Origin of the sequence: Moraxella lacunata, from assembly GCF_900453205.1 — a bacterium.
GTDB lineage: Bacteria > Pseudomonadota > Gammaproteobacteria > Pseudomonadales > Moraxellaceae > Moraxella > Moraxella lacunata_B.
In genome coordinates this window covers 156,383-181,090 of sequence record NZ_UGQU01000004.1, presented here as the reverse complement: position 1 = coordinate 181,090, position 24,708 = coordinate 156,383, and the positions used below count along the sequence as shown (strand labels likewise).

The window sequence follows — 24,708 nt, the reverse complement described above, 5'->3', positions numbered from 1 at the left end:
TCTCCCTTTATGGTTACTTGGGTGTATTAGAGTTGGTGCCGATATTTTGTGTGGCACTAGTCTGCTCTACTTTTTTCATGGCATCTTTGGCATTTTGCTCATTTTGGATAAGTCGTGATAGCACCGCTTGCTTAGGTCCATCCATGACCACTTTACCATCTGCCATGATGATGATGCGATTCACCAATGCCAAGAGTCCCATTTTATGCGTTGAGACAATAAGTGTCTTGGTGGGGTCTTGAAGCTCTTGGGCAAGCACTTGCAAGCATTGATTCTCTTGCATGTTATCCATAGATGCCGTTGGTTCGTCAAGTAACCACACCGATGGCTTGGTCAGCACCAAACGAGTAAAAGCAACCAGTTGTTTTTGCCCACCTGACAGACCCTTGCCACCTTCGCTAATGGGCAAATCTAGACCGCTAGAATGCCCCGACACCAAGCGGATAAGCCCCGTGCGATGTAGCTCTTGCCTGATGACATCATCCGGCGGAGCAGGCATGCCAATGAGCAAATTCTCGCGAAGCGTCCCCTGGAAAAGACGATGGTCTTGTTGTAGATAACCCACCTGCTCACTCATGGACTCACGACTGATGTGACTGATGTCTAGTCCATCTAACAGCACATGACCGCCTGTGGGCATATACAGACCTGATAGGATTTTTAGCAAAGTGGATTTGCCAGAGCCGATAGAGCCCAATATCGCCACCCGCTCACCTGCCTTAATGTCCAAATGCTCAATATTTAGGGCATTTCGCTCATTGCCCGCATAGCTAAAAGTCATGTTATAGCACTGATACCAGCCATGAATGCGAGATGGGGCAAGTGGGTGAGCGACATCGTTATTGTCTTGCTCTAGCTCAAAGAGTCGCTCAATGTTAGCTTTGGCAGCTTTGGCATGCGAATATTGCACCAATAGATTGGGGGCATTCATAATGGGAGCCAAAATACGTCCGCCCAAAATAGTACAAGCAATCAAGCCACCGATGGTCATGGCTTGCGACATCACCACAAATGCCCCCGTGATGACAATCCCCACATAACTGATTTGTTGGAGCATTTGTACGCTATAATTTAGATTGTCATTGGCGTGACGCATTTTTAGGTCGTTATCAATGGTATCACTCGTTACATCCAGCCATTTGGACAAAAACTTCCAGTTGCCCGAACCTGCCTTGATGGTTTCCATGCCTTCGACCGTCTCCACCAAAATCCCCGTTTTTAGATAGGATGCGGCGGCGTTTTCGGCAGAGATTTTATCAATCTTTTTACGGCTAGATAAGCCCAATATGATGCCAATTACTGCGGCAATGAACGGAATAATGGCAACAATGGGCGAGCCGATGACCGCAATCAAAATGATGAACAAAATACTCATCGGAATATCAACAAGCGTAAACAGCGTGCTTGCCGTAAAAAACGAACGCACCTGCTCATAGCCACGAAGCTGAGCTGCCAGCGAGCCGACCGAGTTTGGCATCTTATCCACACGCACCGCCAGTAGCCTCTCAAAGATATTTCTTGATAATATCTCATCAACACCGATGACCATCTTGTCCATGACTTTGGAGCGGGCAAATTTCATCATCGCTTCAAAAATAATCATCAAGCCCACGCCTGATGCTAGGATAATCAAGGTGTACTGGCTGTTTGTTGGAATGACACGGTCATAGACCTGCATGGAAAATAGCGACACAGCAAGGGCAAGCAGATTAATGATAAAAGATGCCACAACCGCTTCTACCACGACACGTTTATACTCTTTGAGGTTTTGCACCAAAAGTTCATGAAAACCAACTTTTTTCTCGGCGACCAGCTTGTCTGAGACACGAATTTTTGCCACAAAATCCAAATCTGAACTCTGACAGCTCACTCGCCCTTCGACACTCTCAAACAGCCAGCTTAGACCGTATTTTTGTACAATGCGACCATAGCCTAACTTTTGGTGATGAGCAAACAGGGGCATGTAAGCAGCATCTGGCTCATCCATGACATCTGGCTCATCGAAGATGCCCAAGATGCCAAGCAAATGGGTCAATCGCTCTTCATGATCATCAAAGTCTGACACACGACCAAGTGCGGTGTCCAGACGATTTTTATCCACGGTCACGCCCACGTCTTTTAAAAGTTCAAACACCGCAATGCCCAAGGCATTATTGCTGGTGTATTGTTTTGGCAGTTGTTGGTTGTCTGGGTGGTCAGTGGTTTGGTTTAACGACATCAGTTATCCTTGGCTTGTCACACTTTGGCATGACAATATTTGATAAATATAATTTGTAAATATGGGTAAAAAAACTTAATTACGACACCATTTGGCTTAAAGTAGACTTGCACCTGTCGGTGTTGAGACATGCCGTCATCATTTTGTCAGACGATAAGTTTAATACAACCATTTTTTATAGGCTCAGATTGAGTTATCGATCTGCTTATTTAAAGTCATCAGCAGTCGGAAAACGACGTTCATCCACAGGCTGGATTTGCTCGCCCATTTGTACGCCTTCGCCATCAATGATGTGCTCCATCTGAGCATCTGATGAATAAATCTCATCGATTTCATCCATCTCATTGCCCAACTCATCTGCCAAGCGGGGTGGCTCTATCCATAAATTCTGCTGATTAACAAAACTGCCATCAGCCATTGGAGTGCTTAGCTTCGGTGTTGGCTGAGCATTGGTCTTACGCCACGCCAAAAATGTGCGATAAGGTCGAAACTCACTGACAGGTGCATGGATACTACCGTACTCCGACTGCCAATCCATCGCCCCAAAATCTACTTGTAGCTTATAAAAGCTTGCCACCATCTGACTTTGCACTTCCAAGAGTTGCTGCTCATATTGGGTGTGTTCACGCACCGCATTTAGCACTTCAAGCCACGATTTTCGCCCTGCGATGAACTGACGGCCATAAGAGTCCACCACCAATTTTGCCCCATCGATGGCAAGTTTGATGGACTGCTCCCTGTCTCGTGCTGAAGTAAACTCTTGATACTGAGTCTGCAAACCCTCCATAACCGTTCGTCGTGTCGCTTCTTGGGTTTGGGTTAGGCTCATGGCACGAGCATTGGCAGCACGGGTTAAGGCAAGTGATGAAAAACCCGCCCCTGGGTCATAGGACATGCCCAATGAAAACTCACCCTCATCTTCGTTATTATCATGCTCAAAGGTGTGTTGGTATTGGGCATAGATATTAGGATAACGCCCCGCTGCTTGGGCTTTGGCTTCTTGCTTGGCGGCTTCTACCTGAAAATGCTGGCGTACCACGCTAGGGTGATGACTGCCTGAATTGCCAAACACCTGCGTCTCAAAATTTACCGACTGTGCTTTGGCGTAGTCTGTTAGGGACTTCATGGTGATGTTGTATTTTTTTTCGCCCAACTCTTCACCGATAAGCTGTGAGAGTCTGGCGGCAGCAACTCGCTCTTGTTCTATGGCATTTTGTAGCGAGTTTTGATCTTGATAGATGCGATTTTTGACCAAATCAAGCTCAATCTTTGCCGACACGCCCTGTGCCACACGACGCTCCATCATCGCTTCAAACTCTTTTAGGCGTGCCAAACTGTCAGCATACAGCTCCTGCAAGGCAACAGCGTAGATATAACCCCGCCAGATGTCGATGGTGTTTTTGGCGACGGTGTTTTGCTGTTCAAACACATAAGCATTAGCGGCTTTATTGTCATAAATACTTTGGTTAATTTGTGCAGTCAGTCGCCCGCCTGTCCACAGTGGTTGGCGAATGGCGATGGTACTTACCAGTCCATCATCCTTATCATGTCCTGCACTAATGGTCGGTGCGGGCAACAGACCCAGCTTTGCCGCTTTCATGCCTTCAACCGCAGCCATCTCGTCCGCTTTGGCTGCATTCACCAAGGGGTGTGTTTGAGTGGCACGGATGAGTAATGCATCCAAATCCAAAGGATTAATGTCGGCAGACACCAACACAGGTAGCAGTCCCAATCCTAAAAGCAAGCATTTTTTTAAATTATGGTGAATCATCAAGAAGTCCAATCACTTATCACTAATAATAAGCAAAGATTATGCCAATATTGGGGGCGTATTGAATATGAATAATATTAAACTCCCTGCAAAACCAGTTTTGCGTTCACCCTAAGCTTATCAAAGGGTGGTGGAAAACAGTTAGATTTTCCAATCTCACCATGAACGGTTTTAATTTGGAGTTTTGTAGGAAGTTCATAGGGCGTGCCTACCATTGATAACATTCTTATAGATATGGTAAAAGTTGACAATTTCAATCCATTTTTGCATGAAAAATGACCAAATCTTGTTTTTTATTACAAATGTTAAAGTTCAACACGCCTTTGCATATGATAACAAATTTTACAAATGATTGCTGAAAAATTTGGATAAAGTGCAGGATTTACCCCATCGATTCAAGTTTATTACCTTGTCAAATACAAACAAAAAACCCACCCCAAACTGACCTTCAGTATGGCGTGGGCTTGTATCTGCCAATCAGTTGGTTGTTTCTTCTGCTTTTGGCTCTACTTCGGCAGTTGCTGTGTTATCAGCAACCTTATCTTCGGCTGTTGTGTCATGTGGTGCATCGCTTGTTGTCACGTCACTGGCAACAGGCTTATCCTCTACCGCTTTGTCTTGGACAGGTGTTTGGGCATCGCCATTTGAATCTGCTACTTGGGCAGCTGCTTCTTGCTCTGAGGCGGGGCTGGCAGGCGTGTCTGCGGTCGCATCCGATGCGGTCGCTTCTGCCACAGCTTCTGCTTTTTGGGCATCAGTCGGGTTTGCCTCTTTTTGAGTAAGTTCATCCAAGGCTCTGCCCGCAGGTGTGGCTGAGACGGTTGCAGGCTCATGATTGCCCGCTGGGCGTAACCATGCAAAAACGGCAATACCGCCGATAATCACCAAAAGTAGAACCACGCCAATCAAAGCATGAATGATTTCTTTGGTTGGGTTGTTTTCAGAAGCATCATGTGCGTGTGCCATAAATCACCTGTCGTGTTGATGGGTTTGATTTAACCATTTATTTGGCATTTGATTTTATTTAAAATTTTAACATTTTAAAAATCACTCATCAAATGCGTGAGTTTTGTTTTTAAACGAAATAAATTTTGCCCTATTATATACCAATTTTTACCATTTTGTACAATCCCCCATTAAAATTATGGGTAATTTTTACATTTTTATGCCATCAATCTCGCACACCCTCGCCCTGATAATACAGCTCATGACTGGCATCATAGCGACTTTGACGTTTGACGATAAAGCTAAGCCCAACCAAAATGAACGCCAACAGCAGTATCGGATAACTGCCCCATCGCATAAAAGGCGTCACCCCCGTCATCATTGGCACCTCCCCACGCAGGACGGTCGGCACAAAAGGAGTCGCTTGGCTGACGATACGCCCCTTATCATCGATAAAAGCCGTCACCCCCGTGTTGGTCGCACGCACGAACCACCGCCCTGTCTCCATGCTTCGCATTTGCACCATTTGTAGGTGCTGCAAAGGGCCTGCACTTGTGCCAAACCACGCATCATTTGAGACGGTCAAGAGAAATTGGGTTTCTTTGGCATTTTTGCGAGTGGTGTCAGGATATGCCACTTCATAGCACACCGCCGACCCCATGGGCTGATTTTTGACCAGTAGTGGCTTTTGGTTGTCATCGCCACGGCTAAAACTGACCACATCTTGCATGCCTGCCAAATCAGGTAAAATATTCAACATCCCCTCAAAAGGAATGTACTCGCCAAAAGGGACAAGATTTTGTTTTTTATACAGACCGCCACTGTCCTCGCCCAGTGCCAACACACTGTTATACAAATGCGGATATTCTCGTGTGGCAGGGTTAAAGTTTTCCATATCCTTATAGGGAATGCCCATGACCCACGTCGCCCCCTGCATGCGTGCGTGCGTATGCACCTCGTTGATAAACTCCCACGCCTCATCTTGGAACATGGGAATGGACGCCTCAGGCCACACCACGACATCTTGCCCCCACTCACTCGCTGACAGCTCGGCATAGATTCTTAGGGTCTCGTAGCGGTACTCGGTCAGCCATTTTAAATCTTGGGGAATGTTGCCCTGTATCAAGGACATGGATAGTTTCTCGCCCGTAGGGGTGGTCCATTTGGGGCTGATGACCCACATCATCATGGCAAACAGCACCAAAAAAGCACTGATGAGCAAAAAGCCCAATTTTTGGCGAAAGACTTCTATCACACTCGCCCCGAACAGCACCGCCACAAAGCTAATGGCAAGCACCCCAAACATCGGTGCCAGTGAACTTATCCATGCCACATCAGTAAAGGCATAACCCACAAACAACCACGGAAAACCTGTCAGTAACCATGTCTTTGTCCATTCTTGTACCACCCACAACGATGCAAATGCCAACGGCTGACGACCCACAAAACGCACAAACGCCCACGCCATGACCGCATGAAACAGCCCCATGATAAACGCCATCACAGCTATCATGATAAGGGCAAGCCATGTCGGGATGTTGCCATACTCATGAATGGATGTGTAGAGCCAAAACGCACCTACCGCCCACAGCCCAAACCCATACGCCTGCCCTATCCAAAACGCACGCCCTGCCCTATCTTCACCCACCAAACAAGCATACAACACCATGGGCGAGAGTATGGCTATCGTCCATAGCTTATAGGGAGCAAGCGACAGTGAGAACATCGCCCCTGCCCCCAGACATAGCAGGATAGGAATGATGAGTGGTAGGCGTTTTTTGGTGGCAATTTTTTGGCGAGTGGCACGTTTGGCAATGCCGACAGTTGGTGTGGTGACAGGGTTTGATTGGTAAGTCATGATAAAAAATTGGGGCAAATAACCGCTTATTTTAGCAAATTTTTGGGGCAAATGCTTATCTTTTCATTTGCAATCGACAATCTGAGTGTACTGTCAAAATTACTCCAATAAACAAAAATACCCTTTCCCAAACCCCCAATTTTACGGTAAAATTAGGGGTTTTTATTTTTATAGTTAATTCAAAGCATTTTAAAGGTACTCTCATGACCCTACCCACAACCTACACCCCCGCCGACATTGAACAAAAATGGTACACCACTTGGGAAGACAAGGGCTATTTTCGCCCCACCCTTGACAAAGACAAATCCTTCTCCATCGCCCTACCACCACCCAATGTAACAGGCTCACTGCATATGGGGCACGGCTTTAATAACGCCATTATGGATGCGCTGACTCGCTATCATCGTATGAAAGGCTACAACACGCTATGGCAAGGCGGTACCGACCACGCAGGGATTGCCACACAAATGGTCGTAGAACGCCAGCTTGGGCAACAGGGCATCTCTCGCCACGATTTGGGGCGTGAAAAGTTCTTAGAAAAAGTATGGGAATGGAAAGAGCTGTCAGGCGGTAACATCACTCGCCAAATTCGCCGTTTGGGGTCATCGGTAGATTGGTCTCGTGAGCGTTTTACAATGGACGATGAGTTATCAAAAGTGGTCAAAGAAGTCTTTGTTCGCCTATATGATGAAGGCTTGATTTATCGTAAAAAACGCCTTGTCAATTGGGATACCAAACTGCACACCGCTTTATCCGACCTAGAAGTGGAAAACCACGATGAACAGGGCAATTTATGGCATTTTAATTATTATTTTGCGGACGCCAATTTAACCACCAAAGACGGCAAAAATTATCTGACCGTTGCCACGACACGCCCAGAAACGCTACTTGGCGACACGGCGGTGGCGGTTCACCCTGATGATGAACGCTATGCCCATTTGATTGGTAAAACCGTTATTTTGCCGATTACAAATCGTGAAATACCGATTGTTGCTGATGATTATGTGGAAAAAGACTTTGGCACAGGGTGCGTCAAAATTACCCCTGCCCACGATTTTAATGATTATGAAGTGGGTAGTCGGCACAATTTACCGCTGATTAATATTTTTGATGTTAATGCCAATATCTTAACCGAATTTGAATTATTTGAAAATGCAGAACAAAAAACGCCTAATTTAATCAGCGTACCAACACAATATCAAGGATTAGACCGATATATTGCTCGTAAAAAAGTAGTGGAGCAAGCCCAAAATGAAAACTGGCTAGAAAAAATAGAACCACACCAATTAAAAACACCCAAAGGCGATAGAAGTGGCACGGTTATTGAACCATTACTTACCGACCAATGGTATGTCAAAATTGATGAGCTTGCCAAACCTGCCATAGATGCGGTACAAAATGGCGATATTAAATTTGTCCCAGAACAATATACCAATATGTATATGGCGTGGATGCGTGATATTAAAGATTGGTGCATTAGCCGTCAATTATGGTGGGGTCATCGTATTCCTGCGTGGTATGATGATAATGGCAATTTTTATGTCGGTCGCAGTGAAAACGAAGTGCGTGAAAAATATAACTTAGGCGATATTGCTTTACGCCAAGATGATGATGTGCTGGATACTTGGTTTTCATCAGCCCTTTGGACTTTTTCAACGCTTGGCTGGAAAGGGACGGATGAAGATTTTGATAATGCCATTTTACAAACTTTTCACCCAACATCGGTATTGGTAACTGGCTTTGACATCATATTCTTTTGGGTTGCCAGAATGATTATGATGACGCTTCATTTTGTCAAAGACAAAAATGGCAATCCGCAAGTCCCTTTTAAAACCGTCTATGTACACGGCTTAGTGCGTGATAGTGAGAGGGCAAAAATGTCTAAATCAAAAGGCAATGTATTAGACCCACTGGATTTGATTGACGGCATTGATTTAGAAAGTTTGGTTGCCAAGCGTACCACAGGCTTAATGAAACCCCAAGATGCTCCCAAAATTGAAAAAGCCACTCGCAAGGAATTTGAAAACGGCATTAACGCCTTTGGGACGGACGCATTAAGATTTACCTTTTGTGCGTTGGCAAGTACAGGGCGAGATATTAAATTTGATTTAAAACGAGTAGAAGGCTATCGTAATTTTTGTAATAAAATTTGGAATGCCACAAGATTTGTTTTGATGAATGTGGACGGTAAAGACATTCATCAAACGGCAAAACCAGAACTTTGGGAATTGCCAGAACAATGGATAATCAGTCGTCTGCAAAAATGTGAACAGGCGGTGAATTTGGCATTTGAGACTTATCGTTTGGATTTGGCAAGTCAAAGTATTTATGATTTTATTTGGAATGAATATTGCGATTGGTATGTAGAACTTACTAAACCTGTATTAAATGATGAAACTATCAGCGATGAGCGAAAAGCCCAAGTACGCTATGTGCTACTTTCGGTATTAGAAACGGCTTTAAGGCTTACTCACCCGATTATGCCATTTATCACAGAAGAAATATGGACAAAAATTGCTCCGATGATAAATCGTGGCGGTGAAACCATAATGCTTGCTCCATATCCAGTTGCAAACCCTGAACGAATTAACGAAACTGCTGAAAATGATATGAATTGGCTACAAGGCTTGATTGGGGCGGTGCGAAATATTCGTGGTGAGATGAATTTGGGCAATGCCAAATTATTGCCTGTTTTATTACAAAACATCAATGAGGGAGAAAAAACACAAATTCAAAGAATTGAACCCTTATTTAAAGCCCTTGCCAAAGTAGAAAGCCTAACATTTTTGGCAAATGATGAAAAAGCCCCATTATCATCATCTAGTGTGATTGGACAAGCAGTCGTTTATGTGCCGATGAAAGGCTTGATTGACCCTGCGGTGGAACTTACTCGTCTAAATAAAGAGCTAGAAAAACTTACTAAGCAATATGACCAAATTGCAAATAAACTTGCCAATGAAAGTTTTGTTGCCAAAGCTCCATCTTCGGTTGTTTCGGCTGAACGAGAGAAATTGAGTGAGCTTGAAGGGCAGATTGGGAAGGTGAAGGATAATATGGGGGAGATTGAGAGACTGTAGTATTTCTTTTGATAATTTCTATATATAAAATTTAAGGGTTGGGATATTTTACTGATGATTTTTTATAAGCATAAAATACGCCCAATTCTTAATGAGTGTTAAAATTTTATAAGATCTATTTTATTTTGAATTTTATTAACGAGATTTAAGCTATGCAAGTTGTTATTAGACCCAATACCAACATAGGTGAATTGGATGCAGAAAGCGACAATCGTTTTTTGTCGGAATGTTTCGTGGATAACGGACTTATTGAAGTGTTATATGATGTTGAGGAGGTAAAATCAATAGTGCTTGGTAGAACTGGTTCTGGTAAAACAGCTACATTAATGCATATAGAATCTGAATCCAACAAAAATAGAGTAAAATTGATTGATTTGGAGAATTTGTTTTTAAACTATATAGATAACTCAAATATTATCAAGTTCTTACAACAAAATGATATAAATTTGGATATTTTTTATAGATATCTATGGAGGCATATTTTAACTATAGAATTCTTAAAACTTAAATATCCAGATTGGAGTGAAAGCAAAAAATTAGCAAATTTCATATCTGAAATATATCAATCAATTACAAAACCCAATCAAAAGATCGCTTATGAATATCTTAAGAATTGGTCTGATAAATATTGGATTGAAACTGAAGAGAATGTAAAAGAAATTATGGAAAACCTCACTCAAAATATTCAAGCAGAGACAGGGGTGAGTGTGCACGATTTTTTTAATGGGAAGTTAAATTCTTCATCGGAAAATGCTAAAGAAGTTAAAACTGAAGTTCAAAAAAGAGTTCAGGCTGTTGTTGATAAGATCCAAATATCTGAGCTTTCCAAAGTAGTTGAAGTATTGAATGAACATGTGTTTTCAGATAGACAGAATCCTTATTATTTGCTTATAGATAAACTAGATGAAAATTGGACAAGTCCAGAGATTAGACATGGGTTGATCAAGGCGCTTATTGAAGAAATTAAGTTTTTTAGAAAAATAAGGAATGTAAAGATATTAGCATCTTTAAGAGTAGATTTATTTCTAAAAACAATTGAACAAAGCAGAAGTGCTGGATTTCAGGAGGATAAACTTCAGTCAATCATATACAAAGTAAAATGGAGTGAGAAGGATTTAAAAGATATTGTAAATAAAAGAATATCTTATCTTTATAAGAGCAAATATACAAAAGAAAATGTTTGTTTTGAAGATATATTTCCAAGCCCCAATAGAAAAGGGGAGGCTTGGAATTACATTCTTCAAAGAACTTTTTGGCGACCAAGAGATATTCTTCAATTTATCAACTATTGTTTGGAAAACTCTGTCAATAAAGTCAGTATAGACTGGGGTGCCATACAAGATGCTGAAAAAATATATTCCCGAGAAAGGCTTAGATCTTTATATGAAGAATGGCATGATATATATCCATCACTTGAATATATTGTCCCTATTATTTCTGATATGCAGAAAATTGAGTTTTCTATCGATGAGTTTAGAGAAAACTTATCTGATGAAATGATTTTAAAAGTTAGTATAGATATTCAAAATGGTTATAGTTTTGACCCTCTGTATCAGGCATTTAGAAATTATTTAGATGAATCTCCTGATAAAGAAAATCTAGTAAATATAATTCTTAGTTGCTTTTATCAAGTTGGTTTATTTGGGCTGTCTGAAAAATATTCTGATAGTTATGATTGGTCATTTAAGGATATTCCATATAAGAGCAAAATGGAATGCGGTAAAACCAATTATATAAAGGTTCATAAAATGTTTTGTAGTGCATTGCATATATACATTGAATGAATGTTAGTATTATTGTTTCTCAAAAATCCCCTTAACCACCCCAAACACCCCACTATGTCCCGCCACAATCACCCCCACATCAGGAACATAGCCACCGCCCATGACCACCGTCATTGGGATTTGGAGGTGGTAAGCGGTTTCTACCACAAACCATTCTCGCTCATACAGTCCATTCATCGTTAAGTTTATCCTACCCAATCTATCATCACAAAGAACATCCACTCCTGCGATATAAAAGATAAAATCAGGCTTAAAGTCATCTAACACTTTGGGCAAATGGTGCTTTAAAAGCGATAAATAGGCATCATCGCCCACCCCGTCCGCCAAACCAATGTCCAAATCCGACTTAGGCTTATGATAAGGATAATTTTTCTCGCCGTGCATACTCATCACAAAAACATTGGCATTGTCCGCCATGATAGACGCATTGCCATTGCCTTGATGAACATCTAGGTCAAGGATTAAAATCTTTTTAACAAGTCCTTGATTTAACAGCACATTACTGGCGATACAGACATCATTTAACACACAAAAGCCCTCGCCACTGTCTTTAAAGGCGTGGTGCGTACCGCCAGAAGTGGATAGGCTAATACCGTCTGTTAGGGCGTATTTGGCACAGTCTATCGTTGCCCCCACGACATAGCGTTCACGGTCTATCAAATCTTGACTCATTGGCAAACCAATTTTTCGGCAGTCTTTGGCAGGTAGGGTCAGCTCATCTAGCATTTGCCAATAATCTTTGCTGTGCGTGGTCAAAATCTCATCAACCGTCGCCATTCTTGGGACAAAAAATTGAGACGGTGTAATAATACCGTCCACCAAGAGCTTTTTTGGTAACAGCTCATATTTTGCCATCGGAAAGCGGTGTCCCTCTGGCAAAGGCAAGCAAAATAGGGGGTGGTGGGCGACTTTAAACATCATTGAGCAGTATGTGTGGCTAGGAAAAAGGTGCGTTTTTCATCATCAATCACCGCACTCACCTCATCGCCAAGCTCAATATAATCCCCTGCAAACTGGCTTGGCTCATCGTCCGCCAGCACGAGCGTCATGATACCCCGAGCCACTTCGGTAAGTCCTGCCAGAGCTTGTAGATAACAGCCGAGCGATTTGTCGGTTAATGGGTTAAACTCCACGTCAAAGGCAATCTTGGCACGCACTTCACCGTCTGTGGGGTCAAACTCAATCCCGCCAAAACTTACGTTCATGTTCATCTTGGCAATCTCCATGAGCATGGCGGTATAATGACTCACAGGCACGCTGTCGTCTAATATGCCAAATGCCGAGACAAGCTGATTGTCTTCGTTGATACGAAACACGCACGTCCAGTCGTTCTCACGGTCGGTAAAGCCCATGATAAGATGATGTGTGTGTCCGCCGTCATCAGGTGGGCGGTGGTCGTATTTCCAGTCTTGTTTGTCAAGCCATGCCATGATGTCACGGGTTATGGGGTGCGATGTGGGCTTGGCGGTGGGAGCGGTTAGGATTTGTTTGGGCTTGGCGGTTTTTGGGGTGTCCGTTGCCTTGCCTGTTGGCTTCTCTGCCCCTGTGTCGGGGTTGGATTTTTTAAATAGACTTTTGATTTTTTTAAACATAAGATTGCCTTGGTTGTATTTTAAGAAGTTGTATGCCTAACGAGCTTGATATTTACCGCGGATTTGTGGGTGTGCTGAGCACACCCTTTGATGACATTACCATACAAGGCGTGCTCAGAACGCCCCTACATCCACACATCATTGCGTCTGTGGTAATTTTAAAATTTCTTGGGCGTATTTCAAGAATTAGCATAACAAAAAATAAGGGAATTAAAAAGCATTATTTGGGTTTTTTAGGGATTTTTCAATTTATCTTTTAACTGTTAAAATCTTTTGGGTATGGTGGGTAATCATGGTTTTTGGATAATTTATGGGATAAATTTAAAAATGTGTTTTTGTTAAACGGTACTAAATTTGGTATTGTCAATCAACCATACCTTTGGGTAGATTTGTAGGAGTAAATTGCAATTTGCCCTTTGATAAAGTTTTGATTTTTGAGCGAATGTAATTCGCACCTACACGTTCAAATTTTAAAATATGTCTTTATTGAATAATACCCTAAATTTAAAAAAGCACCAGATTTACCACACATCATTCAAATTTCCCCCAAAATTTGCTATGATAACACTTTATAATCAAGAATAGCCCCATGACCCATTCAGCAACCCTACAACTGCACCAAGTCGCCATTGGACGGGGCGATTTTATCTTGTGCGATGACGTCAATCTTACCCTACACGCAGGCGATGTGTGTCATCTGGTCGGCGAAAACGGACTGGGCAAGACCACCCTACTTAACCAAATCGCAGGACTACTCCCCACCACGCACGGCACAATCACCAAATCCCCACTGGTGTACGTCTCTCATCAGCTGGGTATCAGTCCTGCCTTGACGGTCGCCCAAAATTTACGGTTTTTGTTTTCGCTGTATGATGTACAAGCGGATAATGACACCATTGATACCGCCCTAGACATGGTTGGACTGTATGGCTTGGGCGATACGTCCAGCGTTCAGCTATCAGCAGGACAAAAAAGACGAATCGGACTGGCACGGCTGTTTATCATGACCCCCGCCCATGCCCCCTTATGGCTCCTTGATGAGCCTTTGACTGCCCTAGATGTGGCAATGGTCGCCAAATTAGAAAAACGCATGGGCGAGTTTGCAAACATGGGCGGAGCGGTGCTTGCCACAAGCCACCAAGCCATGCAAGGGGCAAACCGTGTGCTAGACTTAGCGGAGTTTGCCCTATGAAAGCCCTACTACAACGAGAATGGCAAATCAAACGTCAAGGGGCGGTGCAATGGCTCTACCCCTTGGTGCTGTTTTTACTTATCATCACGCTGTTTCCCTTGGCTATCGGGGCAGAGCCTGCCACGCTGTTACGCTTAGCAAGTTCGGCGGTGTGGATAGCGGTGCTGTTGTCGCTCGTCATGGGCATAGAAGAGCTGTTTCGCCCTGATTTTGATAATGGTACGCTTGCCGAGCTTGTCGTCTCAAACGCCCCACTTGCCACATGGGTAGCCGTGCGGTTGGCGGTGCATTGGCTGTTTAGTGCAGGCTTTGTGGCGGTGTTGTCATTTCTAGCGATACCGCTGTTTGGCTTGCCTGTGGGCGACACACTCATGCTTGCCATCTCTATCGTAGTCGGCTCACCCATGCTTCTTATGCTGTCCGCCATCGCAAGTTCGCTCACATTGACCCTAAAAAACGGGGCGGTACTTGTGCCACTCATCGCCCTACCCATGCAACTGCCTGTGCTGATTTTTGCCACAGGGGCGGTGGATTTGTACGCCACAGGGCTAAATGGCTTGCCCATTCTTGCCATGCTCGGGGCGGGCAGTATCTTGGCAGTGATGATAACGCCATTTGTAATTGCAGGGATTTTAAAAATGGCGTGGACGGATTGATTGGGATTTAACCACCGCTTGATATATTTACAATACATTACAAAAAATTTATTAACTGTGGATTGACAAAAAAAAAAATCAGATATCCTATAATTACATTTTTTTACTTTATTTAGGATACATTTTATGTTAGGTTTTTTACTCTTGGCTGTCATTCTAGTATTTATTGGTGCTAAATACTATGACTTTAGGAAATACACAAAAGGATATGCAGATGCAATTGAATATGCAAGGAAAAATGCAGGTGTTGATTTTCAGCCAGACTATCTATTAAAAACTAGCATTTTAAGAATCCCTATATTTGGCATTGACTCTGAAAAAAGGCTTTTTTATATTTATGGTCATAAAGGCTGTGGAATATTTCACGCATCAGAAGTTACCAATATCGGTCTTGATCAAAGACCTAGCGGCAATGCTGTTAAAACGTTCTTAACTTTAACTGTAAAAGACTTAGATGAACCTAAGCGATATGTCGTATTTGGCAATATGATGGAAGCGGAAACTTGGTATGGTAGAGTACAAGCCGTTTGGAATAGTTAATTTGAATCAGTCTAATAACATTTTAATCGACAATGAATTAAGGGTAAAGCTCGTGTTTGGGTGAATTGGGTAGTTTTGCAGGAAGTCTATTATTTGATATGGTAAAATAACGCTTATCAAATTCACGTTATATTTATTAAATAAAGCACCCGAATTATTCAAACACTGATTTCACCACCAATTCACCAAAATATTGTAATTTTGATTTAAAGGATTTAGTAATGAAAAGATGTTTTTTATTGTCTTTAATGGTTATTGGTTTATCAGCTTATGCCAATAACGCACACGCCAATGACACTGCCACGATTGATGGCTATAAATTACACGGTTGTACCACAGGCGGTGGCAAAAATTACTGCACGACTGATAAAAAAGAAATTTCCAAAATTATCGGCAAAAGTAAAGAGTTAAAGATAGCGAATTTCGCCCAAAATAAAAAGCTAGTACAGCTATTTTATCAAGGAAAAAACTCCCCCATCACGGACATCTTTGTCATTGATGATAAAGCAAAATCCATCTATCTTTATCCGCAATTTGCTTGGTTTGATTGGAGCATTGAGGAAAAGCAAACCTACCCCAAAAGAGCCCCAAAGGTCATTTCAAATAAAAAAAGTAACACTTTCTGTCTGCATCAGCCCTACGCATGGTTTGATAGTTACGAACAAGAAGGGCAAATTGTCACAAGGGCGATGGTGGAATATGACATGGATGATGAGTTGCGGTATGTATGTAGCAGTTTTGACAAATATGGCGACAAAGAATTTACATCAGATGAACTCATCAAAGCCAAGGACTATCTGAAAATGGTGAGGTAATTTTAATTAAGGGGCTTTTTAAATGCTGCAGAATGCCTAGCACACCCCCCTTTTAAATGAAAAGGCATATTAAAGCGTAAACACTTAGGATTTTTTATGAAAAAAAATTATGGTAGTGGTCTAAAAAAGTATGCTGAACTAGATTTTCCGTTCGCCCTGAGCCTGCCTGCGGGTAGGAAAACCGTTAGGTTTCCCAAGCTCACCACGAACGGTTTTCTTTGTAGCATACTTTTTAAACCAGAGCCAAAATTATTTTTTGCACCTTGATGATGGCTTTGGCAATGATGAGTCATGCTGATGAGTCGTATTGGTACGACATTCACTCTAACATCCCCCAAAAAACCATGAACAGCTATCACATTCAGTGCTATTCAAAAGATGACATCTATTTGAAGATCGAGACCCTTGACAGTCAGCACCAGCCCTTTAACTTCTGTGCACAGCCTGTGGTGAATGAAATTTTAAAGACCGCTCATGACATCAAGTCTCCGAATTTTGCCAAAGATTTAAAACTCATCGAATATCGACCTTATAATAACAAAACCTATAAAATGGCGGTCATCATTGATGAAAAAGACAAAAAAATCATTCCATCAACGTTTGTGTATGGTCATAGGGAATATTTTTTAAATAACACTAAAAAACCAATCAAACCTACATTAAAGGCATCTAAAGATTCCTATATGTACTGTTTTTCAGGTGATGCGAACGTTACTACCATAGATGAAATGATGGCGGGTTCCAATCGCTCAAAAAATCATCTCTGTACGGTATTTTTGGGAGAGATTGATGGTTATTATGATTTTTTAGTGTTAGAAAGAGGCTATTATTTCGGTGCAAAACTACCTGAACAGGACAAAGAAATCTCACAGATGATGACGCACCGAAACGCCAAAGAGCTAATTAAAAAAGCCAATCGCAAAAAATGATTGCTTAATATTGAGGGTGTGGGGCGAGATTGAATATAAACCCCCACATCATCAATAGTATTTAAGACTCCTTACAAGCCTAAGCCTTTCACACGCTTAGGCTCTCCATACTCCACCGTGGCACGCACGCCACCGCCAAACCATCCGTCTGCCCCATGCTAAGACGGCAGTACCCTGCATAGGCTATCATCGCCCCGTTATCGGTGCATAGGTGCAAGGGAGCATAATGTACGCTCGCCCCTATTTTGGCAAGGGCGGTTTCTAAATGCGTGCGTAGGCTCGCATTGGCAGACACACCCCCTGCGATGACAAGCTGTTTTAGCCCTGTTTGTTTTAGGGCTTTGATACATTTTTTGACCAGCGTATCCACCACCGCATACTGAAAACTTGCTGAGATGTCCGCCCGCACCACAGGGTCGCTGTCGCTCCCTGCCGTGTCCTTAATGAGATTATGCACGGCTGTTTTCATGCCACTAAAACTAAAATCTAGCCCACGACCCATCATCGGACGTGGCAAGTCATAGGCATGGGGGTTGCCCCCTTTGGCAAGTCGCTCCACGTTCGGTCCCCCAGGGTAAGGCAGACCGAGCATTTTGGCGGCTTTATCAAAACACTCACCCACCGCATCATCAATGCTCTCGCCCAATATCTCATACCGCCCCACGCCGTCTGCTCGCACCAGCATGGTATGACCGCCCGAAACAAGCAGACAGACAAACGGAAAATTGACCCCCTTATCATTTTCTATCATCGGAGCCAGCAGGTGCCCTTCCATGTGATGAACGCCAATGGCGGGCACGCCAAGCCCATAGGCAAGCGTCCGCCCAAATAACGCCCCTGTCATGAGTGCCCCAATCAGCCCCGGTCCTTTGGTGTAGGCGACCGCATCAATGTCGGATTTGGCGATATTTGCTTTATCCAGTAGCTCATTAAATAATGGTACGAGTTTGCGAATGTGGTCTCTACTGGCAAGCTCAGGCACAACCCCGCCATAAGTGGCGTGTAGCTCAATCTGGCTATATAACACTTGGGCAAGCACCCCACCTTGACCGCCGTTTAATTCACTGTCATAAATGGCAAGTCCTGTCTCATCACAGGACGTTTCTAAACCTAATACTTTCATAATTTCTTTTTCCAAAAATTTGGGGTATTATAGCATTTTTTAGATGATTGACATTTAGATAAAGATTTTTGATTTTTAATATGTTAAATTTTATTTTATAAATCACTGATAACATTAAGATTATTTAAAAATCACAATCTACCCCTACCAATTGCCAAACCTTTATTATAAACTACACCCAGCGAATTTGATATTTACCACGGCTTTGTAGGAACTGGCTCCGTATGTCCTTTGACAACAAACCAATTTTTATAAGCGTACTCAGCACGCCCCTACACCCACACATCATAAATTTGTGGTAATTTGAAAGTTCTTTGATTATAAATATCCTTTTATCATTTAAAAAGACAAACCATGCCAAACACCCCCAAATCCCCCCTTATCATCGGCTTAACAGGCGGTATCGGTAGCGGAAAAACTGCCGTGAGCGACCATTTTGCCACGCTCGGCATAGACGTGATAGACGCTGATGTTATCAGCCACGCCATCACCGCCAAGGGTTCGCCTGTGTTAGACGAGCTTGCCCACGCCTTTGGGGCGGATATTCTTACAGACGGCGTGCTTAACCGAACTTACCTGCGTGAGCTTGTCTTTGCCGACCCTACCAAACTTGCCACGCTAAACGCCATCACCCACCCTGCCATACGCACCCAAATCAAGCACGAGCTTGACCACGCCAGTAGCCCCTACGCCATATTATCCGCCCCGCTGTTGTTAGAGAGTATCAAGGGCGATGATAAAGGCTTGACCGCCTTTTGCGATAGGATTTTGGTCGTGGACGTGCCGATAGAGCTACAAATACAGCGAGCCAGCAGACGAGACGGACAGGGCGATAAGGACATTTTGGCAATCATTGATAAGCAAATCCGCCGAGATGTACGCCTATCTTATGCCGATGACGTGATAGATAATACAGGCAGTTTGGATAATTTACACCGTCAAATCAACGTGTTACATCAAAAATATCTGGCTATGGCAAACGATTTGGCAAAAGATAAATGATTTAAAAATCACCTTGTAAGCAAATGCTTACACGCATTGATGACATTGGCGTATTTTCTTAGGGGCTAGATTTTGGCATAATACACCCATCAGCAAGGATATGGCAAATGGATAAGCCAACATGGACGAGAGCTGATATTATGGAAGCCCTTATGGATAACGCAAGTAGCAAAACCCCTATGAAACCACAAACTCCCCCAAGTTTGTGGTTTTGTTTTTATCCATTTTATGACAATAAATATGGTTAAAGAGTAGGGTACGCACCACGCACCTTTTAAATAAAAAAATCATATTGGTACATGATATACACCCTACCACCAAACAAATATTTGGCAAATCAGCGACTACCCAAATACAGCCCCACCATCGCCACCAAATACAACAGCCCTGCATACGCCAGCACATTTACCCACACAGGTTGGGGCGAGCATTTATGCCGTAAGCCCCAATTTAACCACGCAAACACAGGGGCGAACAAAAACGACAAAGTCATGGCAAAGGCAATCATCTTACCCACCATACCCCCAAACAGCCCAATGACCACCCCCGCCATCAACAGCGAGCCTAATGTCCAGTAGCGAAGGTGCTTTTGTTGGGTGTTGTCGTCAAGCGGTTTGTTTTGTAAAATTGCCACCGCCTGCTGATTGCCTCGTGAATAGCCGTCCACCGCCACGATTGTCGTGCCGTAGATACACACAAACGCTACAAACAGCATGGGCGGACGTGTCCACTCGCCAATGGCGTGGGCGTACATACCCACAAACTCACCGACAAATTTACCGCCTTGTAGTGGCTCGCCATCGCCTACCGCCACCATCGCCCCCAACGCCATAAACATAAGTGCCAGCACCACACTCACAGCATAGCTGACATTAAAATCACGGCGATAGCGGTGCTTATAGTCAGGGTTGATTTTGTTTTTTTCGGCAACCCACAGCGAGCTTGACACACTAAGCTCCATCGGAGCAGGCATCCAGCCCATCAGTGCCACCAAAAACGGCACGGCACTCCACACCCACGGGGACGGGGGCGACACAGGGGTGGGCGGTGTGGGATTTGCCATGACCATGACAAGGGCAACCATCGTGATGACACTTAGGGCAAGCATGATAAATTTGGAGATGTGGTCAAGTTTTTGGTATTGCTTGCCAAAGATAAGCCAAACAAAACTTATCATGATAATCGCATTTAACATTGGCAACGGCACGCCCTGCCCCATCATCATGCCAAGCAGTACCGCTGACAGTAGTGTACCCCCTGCGACATTGACGACCGTGGCGAACATATTAAACACCAAAAACAGCATGAGATAGCCACGCCCACGCTCGGCATAGCCCATAAGTAGCGTTTTGTCGTTTTGGTTGGCATAGTCAAAGGCAAGGCGAAAAAAGGGGTATTTTAAGGCATTGACCAGTACAATCAGTCCTGCCAATTGCCAGCCATAATACACGCCTGCCTGCGTGGACGCAATGATGTGCGAACCGCCCACACAGGACGACGCCATGATGATACCGGGCCCATATTGGCTAAAAAATGTGGATTTGGGTGGTGTGGATAAAGAAGTGAGTTTGGTTGTCATGATAAACCCCGATAAATAAAGGGCAACCCATGACCGTCCACACCAAAAACTACCTTGATGATAACCACCAAGGATAAAGACAATAAGAATGACACGATTAGTTTCCTACGCCAGTATTAACTGTATCAGGTTCACGGGTATTTCTCAGCCGTCATAGACAGCACCCCGACTAATGGAGCGGTTATTGTATAAAATTTCACCCAACTTGACAATATAATTTTGGGTATTGTTAATTAACTATACCTTTGGGTGGATTTGTAGGGGCAAATCACATTTGCCCTGTGATAACGTATTGATTTTTGGGCGAATATAATTCGCCCCTACACGTTCAATTTTAAAATATATCTTTATTGAACAATACCTAATTTTGCCAATTTTTAGCATAAAAAAACACCTTGATGTGCATCAAGGTGTTTATGATTTCTGCTGATAATTAAGCAGGGATACGCAACACTTGTCCCACATAGATTTTGTTAGGGTCAGATAACAGTGGCTGATTCGCTTCAAAGATTTTGTTGTAATCATTGGCGTTGCCGTACATTTCTTTGGCAATTTTAGATAGGGTATCGCCTGATTTGACGGTATAAAAACGAGATTCAGGCTCAGGGGTCGCTACGGTTAATTGGTCGTCTACTTGGGCAACGTGCTGAACGTTACCAGCAGCAAGTACCGCTTTTTCACGGTCGGCTTGTGAGGCGGCCACACCTGTTAGTACTACCGTGTCAGTGTCGCCATTGTAGCTGACCTTTAAGCCGTCAATGCTAGCGTTAGCTTGCACACGAGCAAGTAGCAAATTGGCAATCTCTTGGGCGGTTGGCTCGGCAGGAGCTGACGGTGTCGCCACAGGGGTTGAGGCTGGGGCTGATTCTTCTTTTTTGTTACGGTTAAATACTTTATCGCCGATGTCTTTGGCAAAACTAAAAATACCCATGATGGCTCCTTATTTGGATTTAATAGAAAGTGTGTTGACGTTTAGATGATTTGTCTAGCAACCATCCTTAAACTCCTTACCATCTTAGTATAAAATGATAAAAATTTGCACTGTATTTATGCGTAGAATTGTTATACTTATGTAGGGCATGCCTGCCCTTTATAACACAATTTAAAATATAGAAATGTTTTAGAAATAAAACAATGTTTTTGCATGAAAAATGGCTAAATCTTGTGGCTCGAAGGCAAAGCTCGTTTGATAGAACGACTATCAAACTTCACTTTTTCCTTGAAAAACGGGCGGTTTTTCGTGATTTTCATTGCAAATACAAAAGGCAGGCACGCCCTAATAAAAAAACCACTTTTTAAAACTAAAAAGTGGCGTGTGTTTGACTTCTACCTAATTTACACTTTGGCAGACACGTAGTCAATGGCTTTTTGAACAGTGGTTAGCTCAGCTGAATCTTCGTCAGGAATGGTAATACCAAACTCATTTTCAAACGCCATCACAAGCTCCACTAGGTCAAGAGAGTCTGCACCTAGGTCGTCCATGAAAGACGCTGCATTGTTAATCTCGTCAGCATTTAGGCTAAGTTGCTCGGCAACGGCTGCTTTTACTTTGGCTTCGATATCGCTCATAAGAGTATCCTTTTTAACATGGGAATTTAAGAAAATCAGCACCAATGATTTGATGACTGAAAACTTGTGTATGATAAAACATTTTTGTCATTTATGCAAGTGCTATTAGTACGCTCGTTCACAAATTTACATAAAATCGTGACGTACACGTGACAAATCACATGTACATGCCACCATTGACCGCCAGCACTTCGCCTGTGATGTAGCTTGCCCCATCACTTGCCAAAAACGACACCGCCGCGGCAATCTCCTCAGGCTGAGCCATACGCCCAAGCGGTACAGCGTCCAACATGGAGTTTACCAAACGCTCGTCTAGCTCTTCGGTCATGTCTGTCTCGACAAAACCAGGGGCGACACAGTTTACCGTAACCCCACGAGAGCCAATCTCACGAGCCAACGCACGGGTAAAGCCCTCCACGCCTGCCTTGGACGCGGCATAGTTGGTCTGACCTGCGTTACCCATCTGCCCGACCACGGATGTGACGTTAATGATACGCCCAGAGCGGGCTTTCATCATGCCACGCACCGCACGGCGACTCATGCGATAGATGGCGGTCAAGTTGGTGTCAAGCACGCTCGCCCAGTCTTCATCTTTCATACGCATGAGCAGACCATCTTTGGTAATGCCTGCGTTATTAACCAGTACATTGACCGAACCATACACGCTATCAATCTCTTCAAAGAGCTTATCAATCGCCGCATCATCACAGACATCAAGCACACGCCCGATACCGCCCGACTCGGACAGATACTCTTCTATCGCTTCTGCCCCACGCTCGCTGGTGGCGGTACCAATGACAAAATGCCCTTCGCTGGCAAACTGCTCGGCAATGGCACGCCCGATACCACGGCTCGCCCCTGTGACTAGGATAATCTTACGACTCATGTAATTGCTCCAATTTTTCTAAACGTGCTAATTTGTCCGTCGGCAAAGCGACAATCGGCGTCTCTTGACGTTTGGCAAGGTTAGACAGGACATTGCCCGGCCCACACTCAATCACAACATCAATTTGCTTGTCGGCAAGTTTTTGCATGGTTTGTGACCACAGCACCGGCATGGAGAGCTGTTCGGTGAGAGCGGTCTTGATGTCGCTGGCATGCTTATGCACTTGGGCATGACGGTTTTGGATGACGGGGATTTGGGCGGTGGCAAATTCGGTCGCATCCAAAAGTTTTGCCAATGCGTCGCTGGCAGGGTTCATGAGCTCACAGTGCGACGGCACAGAGACTTTGAGTGGCACCGCCTTTTTGCCCAGTGACTCCACCGCTGACAGCACATGGCTCACACCCACTTGTGTGCCTGCAATCACCACTTGTCCGGGGCTATTAAAGTTGGCAGGACCCACAATGCCTGCGTTTTCGGTAGCATCTTCGCACAGACTGGCAACCTGCTCATCACCCAACCCCAGCACCGCCGCCATCTGCGTGTCTATCCCTGCCACCGCCCCTGTCATGAGCTTACCACGTTCATGCACGAGCTTGACCGCATCTGTCAGGCTAAGCACGCCACTTGCCACCAGTGCCGAGTACTCACCAAGCGAATGCCCTGCCAAGCACAGCGGTGTTATCCCCTGTGCCGAGAGTTTGTCTTTGACAATCTGCCAAATCGCCACGCTCGCTGTGAGCAGAGCAGGCTGAGTAAATTCGGTCTTATTAAGACGGCTCTCATCATGGGTTATCTCCCACAAATCCACGCCCAACGCACCACTTGCTTCGTCAAACGTAGTCTTTACCACACTAAAATGCTCGGCAAGCTCATCCATCATGCCAATGGTCTGCGACCCTTGACCAGGGAAAATCACTGCCACACGTTTTGTTGTCATGTTACACCATTTTTTATCAAACATTCATCACGCTGATGAACGTATCATTTTACCATAAATAATAAACATTTGTTTACAAATTATCGATTAAATTTACAAACAAATTTTTTACAATTTAATGTCCGATAACCATTTTTATAAAACAGCTCTTGTTTAAAGCAAACTGCACCATAAAAGCAGGCAAATCCTACTGATAGTCATCAATAATTTAAAATAAAAAAGCCAAGCTCATGCG

The 24,708-nt window shown here is 43.7% G+C and carries 20 protein-coding genes and 1 riboswitch; of the genes, 8 read left to right on the top strand and 12 right to left on the bottom strand.

Annotation, left to right across the window (positions count from 1 at the left end; all coding sequences use genetic code 11):
* Positions 1–13: 13 nt before the first annotated feature.
* The 4 genes from DX073_RS13265 to lnt form a co-directional block, all read right to left on the bottom strand.
* Complete coding sequence (locus tag DX073_RS13265; RefSeq protein WP_115008472.1) at positions 14–2,218, bottom strand: ATP-binding cassette domain-containing protein; 2,205 nt, start codon at positions 2,216–2,218, stop codon at positions 14–16.
* Between the two features lie 205 nt (positions 2,219–2,423).
* Entirely contained in the window at positions 2,424–3,989 is a 1,566-nt protein-coding gene (locus tag DX073_RS13260; RefSeq protein ID WP_115008471.1) for a TolC family protein, read from the bottom strand.
* Between the two features lie 477 nt (positions 3,990–4,466).
* Positions 4,467–4,955: a flagellar basal body-associated FliL family protein gene (locus DX073_RS13255; protein WP_115008470.1), complete on the bottom strand. Its 489-nt coding sequence runs from the start codon at positions 4,953–4,955 to the stop codon at positions 4,467–4,469.
* A 205-nt stretch (positions 4,956–5,160) separates the two neighbouring features.
* Entirely contained in the window at positions 5,161–6,792 is a 1,632-nt protein-coding gene (lnt, locus tag DX073_RS13250; protein WP_115008584.1) for an apolipoprotein N-acyltransferase, read from the bottom strand.
* Between the two features lie 203 nt (positions 6,793–6,995).
* On the opposite strand from lnt, the gene DX073_RS13245 reads away from it, so the two are divergent.
* Both DX073_RS13245 and DX073_RS13240 read left to right on the top strand, forming a co-directional pair.
* Positions 6,996–9,869, top strand: a complete 2,874-nt coding sequence (locus tag DX073_RS13245; protein ID WP_115008469.1) for a valine--tRNA ligase — start codon at positions 6,996–6,998, stop codon at positions 9,867–9,869.
* Positions 9,870–10,021: 152 nt separating this feature from the next.
* Positions 10,022–11,653 (top strand): P-loop ATPase, Sll1717 family, encoded by a 1,632-nt coding sequence (locus tag DX073_RS13240; RefSeq protein WP_115008468.1) that lies wholly within the window; start codon positions 10,022–10,024, stop codon positions 11,651–11,653.
* A 9-nt stretch (positions 11,654–11,662) separates the two neighbouring features.
* Here DX073_RS13240 and DX073_RS13235 read toward each other — a convergent pair whose 3' ends face one another.
* Both DX073_RS13235 and DX073_RS13230 read right to left on the bottom strand, forming a co-directional pair.
* Positions 11,663–12,571, bottom strand: a complete 909-nt coding sequence (locus DX073_RS13235) for a histone deacetylase family protein (RefSeq protein WP_115008583.1) — start codon at positions 12,569–12,571, stop codon at positions 11,663–11,665.
* Complete coding sequence (locus DX073_RS13230; RefSeq protein ID WP_115008467.1) at positions 12,571–13,245, bottom strand: hypothetical protein; 675 nt, start codon at positions 13,243–13,245, stop codon at positions 12,571–12,573. Before DX073_RS13230 ends, DX073_RS13235 begins: the two co-directional genes overlap by 1 nt.
* A gap of 589 nt (positions 13,246–13,834) precedes the next feature.
* On the opposite strand from DX073_RS13230, the gene ccmA reads away from it, so the two are divergent.
* The 5 genes from ccmA to DX073_RS13200 all read left to right on the top strand — a co-directional run bounded on the left by ccmA (position 13,835) and on the right by DX073_RS13200 (position 17,377).
* Positions 13,835–14,437 carry a heme ABC exporter ATP-binding protein CcmA gene (gene ccmA / locus DX073_RS13220; protein WP_115008465.1) on the top strand — a complete coding sequence of 201 codons (603 nt, stop codon included), beginning with the start codon at positions 13,835–13,837 and terminating at the stop codon, positions 14,435–14,437.
* On the top strand, positions 14,434–15,093 hold the full coding sequence (locus DX073_RS13215) for a heme exporter protein CcmB (protein WP_115008464.1): 660 nt from the start codon (positions 14,434–14,436) through the stop codon (positions 15,091–15,093). Before ccmA ends, DX073_RS13215 begins: the two co-directional genes overlap by 4 nt.
* A gap of 126 nt (positions 15,094–15,219) precedes the next feature.
* Entirely contained in the window at positions 15,220–15,633 is a 414-nt protein-coding gene (locus DX073_RS13210) for a hypothetical protein (protein ID WP_115008463.1), read from the top strand.
* A gap of 221 nt (positions 15,634–15,854) precedes the next feature.
* Entirely contained in the window at positions 15,855–16,448 is a 594-nt protein-coding gene (locus tag DX073_RS13205) for a hypothetical protein (RefSeq protein ID WP_115008462.1), read from the top strand.
* 281 nt (positions 16,449–16,729) lie between these two features.
* Entirely contained in the window at positions 16,730–17,377 is a 648-nt protein-coding gene (locus tag DX073_RS13200; protein WP_147279735.1) for a hypothetical protein, read from the top strand.
* A gap of 88 nt (positions 17,378–17,465) precedes the next feature.
* Here the strand turns inward: DX073_RS13200 and tsaD are convergent, their stop codons facing one another.
* Positions 17,466–18,500: a tRNA (adenosine(37)-N6)-threonylcarbamoyltransferase complex transferase subunit TsaD gene (gene tsaD / locus DX073_RS13195; protein ID WP_115008460.1), complete on the bottom strand. Its 1,035-nt coding sequence runs from the start codon at positions 18,498–18,500 to the stop codon at positions 17,466–17,468.
* 354 nt (positions 18,501–18,854) lie between these two features.
* Between tsaD and coaE the strand changes: the two genes are divergently transcribed.
* Positions 18,855–19,502, top strand: coding sequence for a dephospho-CoA kinase (coaE, locus tag DX073_RS13190; RefSeq protein ID WP_115008459.1), 648 nt, complete (start codon positions 18,855–18,857; stop codon positions 19,500–19,502).
* A 337-nt stretch (positions 19,503–19,839) separates the two neighbouring features.
* On the opposite strand, the gene DX073_RS13185 is transcribed toward coaE, so the two are convergent.
* From DX073_RS13185 to fabD, 5 genes are all read right to left on the bottom strand, one after another.
* Entirely contained in the window at positions 19,840–21,081 is a 1,242-nt protein-coding gene (locus DX073_RS13185) for an NRAMP family divalent metal transporter (RefSeq protein ID WP_115008582.1), read from the bottom strand.
* Positions 21,082–21,166: 85 nt separating this feature from the next.
* A riboswitch (TPP riboswitch) is annotated at positions 21,167–21,259 on the bottom strand.
* A 255-nt stretch (positions 21,260–21,514) separates the two neighbouring features.
* Positions 21,515–22,012 (bottom strand): peptidoglycan-binding protein LysM, encoded by a 498-nt coding sequence (gene lysM, locus DX073_RS13180; protein ID WP_115008458.1) that lies wholly within the window; start codon positions 22,010–22,012, stop codon positions 21,515–21,517.
* 404 nt (positions 22,013–22,416) lie between these two features.
* Entirely contained in the window at positions 22,417–22,650 is a 234-nt protein-coding gene (gene acpP / locus DX073_RS13175; protein WP_029103911.1) for an acyl carrier protein, read from the bottom strand.
* Positions 22,651–22,807: 157 nt separating this feature from the next.
* A complete protein-coding gene (gene fabG, locus DX073_RS13170; protein ID WP_029103912.1) occupies positions 22,808–23,536 on the bottom strand; it encodes a 3-oxoacyl-ACP reductase FabG in 729 nt (242 codons plus the stop codon).
* Entirely contained in the window at positions 23,526–24,473 is a 948-nt protein-coding gene (gene fabD, locus DX073_RS13165; protein WP_115008581.1) for an ACP S-malonyltransferase, read from the bottom strand. Before fabD ends, fabG begins: the two co-directional genes overlap by 11 nt.
* Positions 24,474–24,708 lie beyond the last annotated feature (235 nt).

Bases quoted from the DNA above. Each gene is read 5' to 3' on its own strand.
- DX073_RS13265 (WP_115008472.1), bottom strand. From the start codon at position 2,218: ATGTCGTTAAACCAAACCACTGACCACCCAGACAACCAACAACTGCCA.
- DX073_RS13260 (WP_115008471.1), bottom strand. From the start codon at position 3,989: ATGATTCACCATAATTTAAAAAAATGCTTGCTTTTAGGATTGGGACTG.
- DX073_RS13255 (WP_115008470.1), bottom strand. From the start codon at position 4,955: ATGGCACACGCACATGATGCTTCTGAAAACAACCCAACCAAAGAAATC.
- lnt (WP_115008584.1), bottom strand. From the start codon at position 6,792: ATGACTTACCAATCAAACCCTGTCACCACACCAACTGTCGGCATTGCC.
- DX073_RS13245 (WP_115008469.1), top strand. From the start codon at position 6,996: ATGACCCTACCCACAACCTACACCCCCGCCGACATTGAACAAAAATGG.
- DX073_RS13240 (WP_115008468.1), top strand. From the start codon at position 10,022: ATGCAAGTTGTTATTAGACCCAATACCAACATAGGTGAATTGGATGCA.
- DX073_RS13235 (WP_115008583.1), bottom strand. From the start codon at position 12,571: ATGTTTAAAGTCGCCCACCACCCCCTATTTTGCTTGCCTTTGCCAGAG.
- DX073_RS13230 (WP_115008467.1), bottom strand. From the start codon at position 13,245: ATGTTTAAAAAAATCAAAAGTCTATTTAAAAAATCCAACCCCGACACA.
- ccmA (WP_115008465.1), top strand. From the start codon at position 13,835: ATGACCCATTCAGCAACCCTACAACTGCACCAAGTCGCCATTGGACGG.
- DX073_RS13215 (WP_115008464.1), top strand. From the start codon at position 14,434: ATGAAAGCCCTACTACAACGAGAATGGCAAATCAAACGTCAAGGGGCG.
- DX073_RS13210 (WP_115008463.1), top strand. From the start codon at position 15,220: ATGTTAGGTTTTTTACTCTTGGCTGTCATTCTAGTATTTATTGGTGCT.
- DX073_RS13205 (WP_115008462.1), top strand. From the start codon at position 15,855: ATGAAAAGATGTTTTTTATTGTCTTTAATGGTTATTGGTTTATCAGCT.
- DX073_RS13200 (WP_147279735.1), top strand. From the start codon at position 16,730: ATGATGAGTCATGCTGATGAGTCGTATTGGTACGACATTCACTCTAAC.
- tsaD (WP_115008460.1), bottom strand. From the start codon at position 18,500: ATGAAAGTATTAGGTTTAGAAACGTCCTGTGATGAGACAGGACTTGCC.
- coaE (WP_115008459.1), top strand. From the start codon at position 18,855: ATGCCAAACACCCCCAAATCCCCCCTTATCATCGGCTTAACAGGCGGT.
- DX073_RS13185 (WP_115008582.1), bottom strand. From the start codon at position 21,081: ATGACAACCAAACTCACTTCTTTATCCACACCACCCAAATCCACATTT.
- lysM (WP_115008458.1), bottom strand. From the start codon at position 22,012: ATGGGTATTTTTAGTTTTGCCAAAGACATCGGCGATAAAGTATTTAAC.
- acpP (WP_029103911.1), bottom strand. From the start codon at position 22,650: ATGAGCGATATCGAAGCCAAAGTAAAAGCAGCCGTTGCCGAGCAACTT.
- fabG (WP_029103912.1), bottom strand. From the start codon at position 23,536: ATGAGTCGTAAGATTATCCTAGTCACAGGGGCGAGCCGTGGTATCGGG.
- fabD (WP_115008581.1), bottom strand. From the start codon at position 24,473: ATGACAACAAAACGTGTGGCAGTGATTTTCCCTGGTCAAGGGTCGCAG.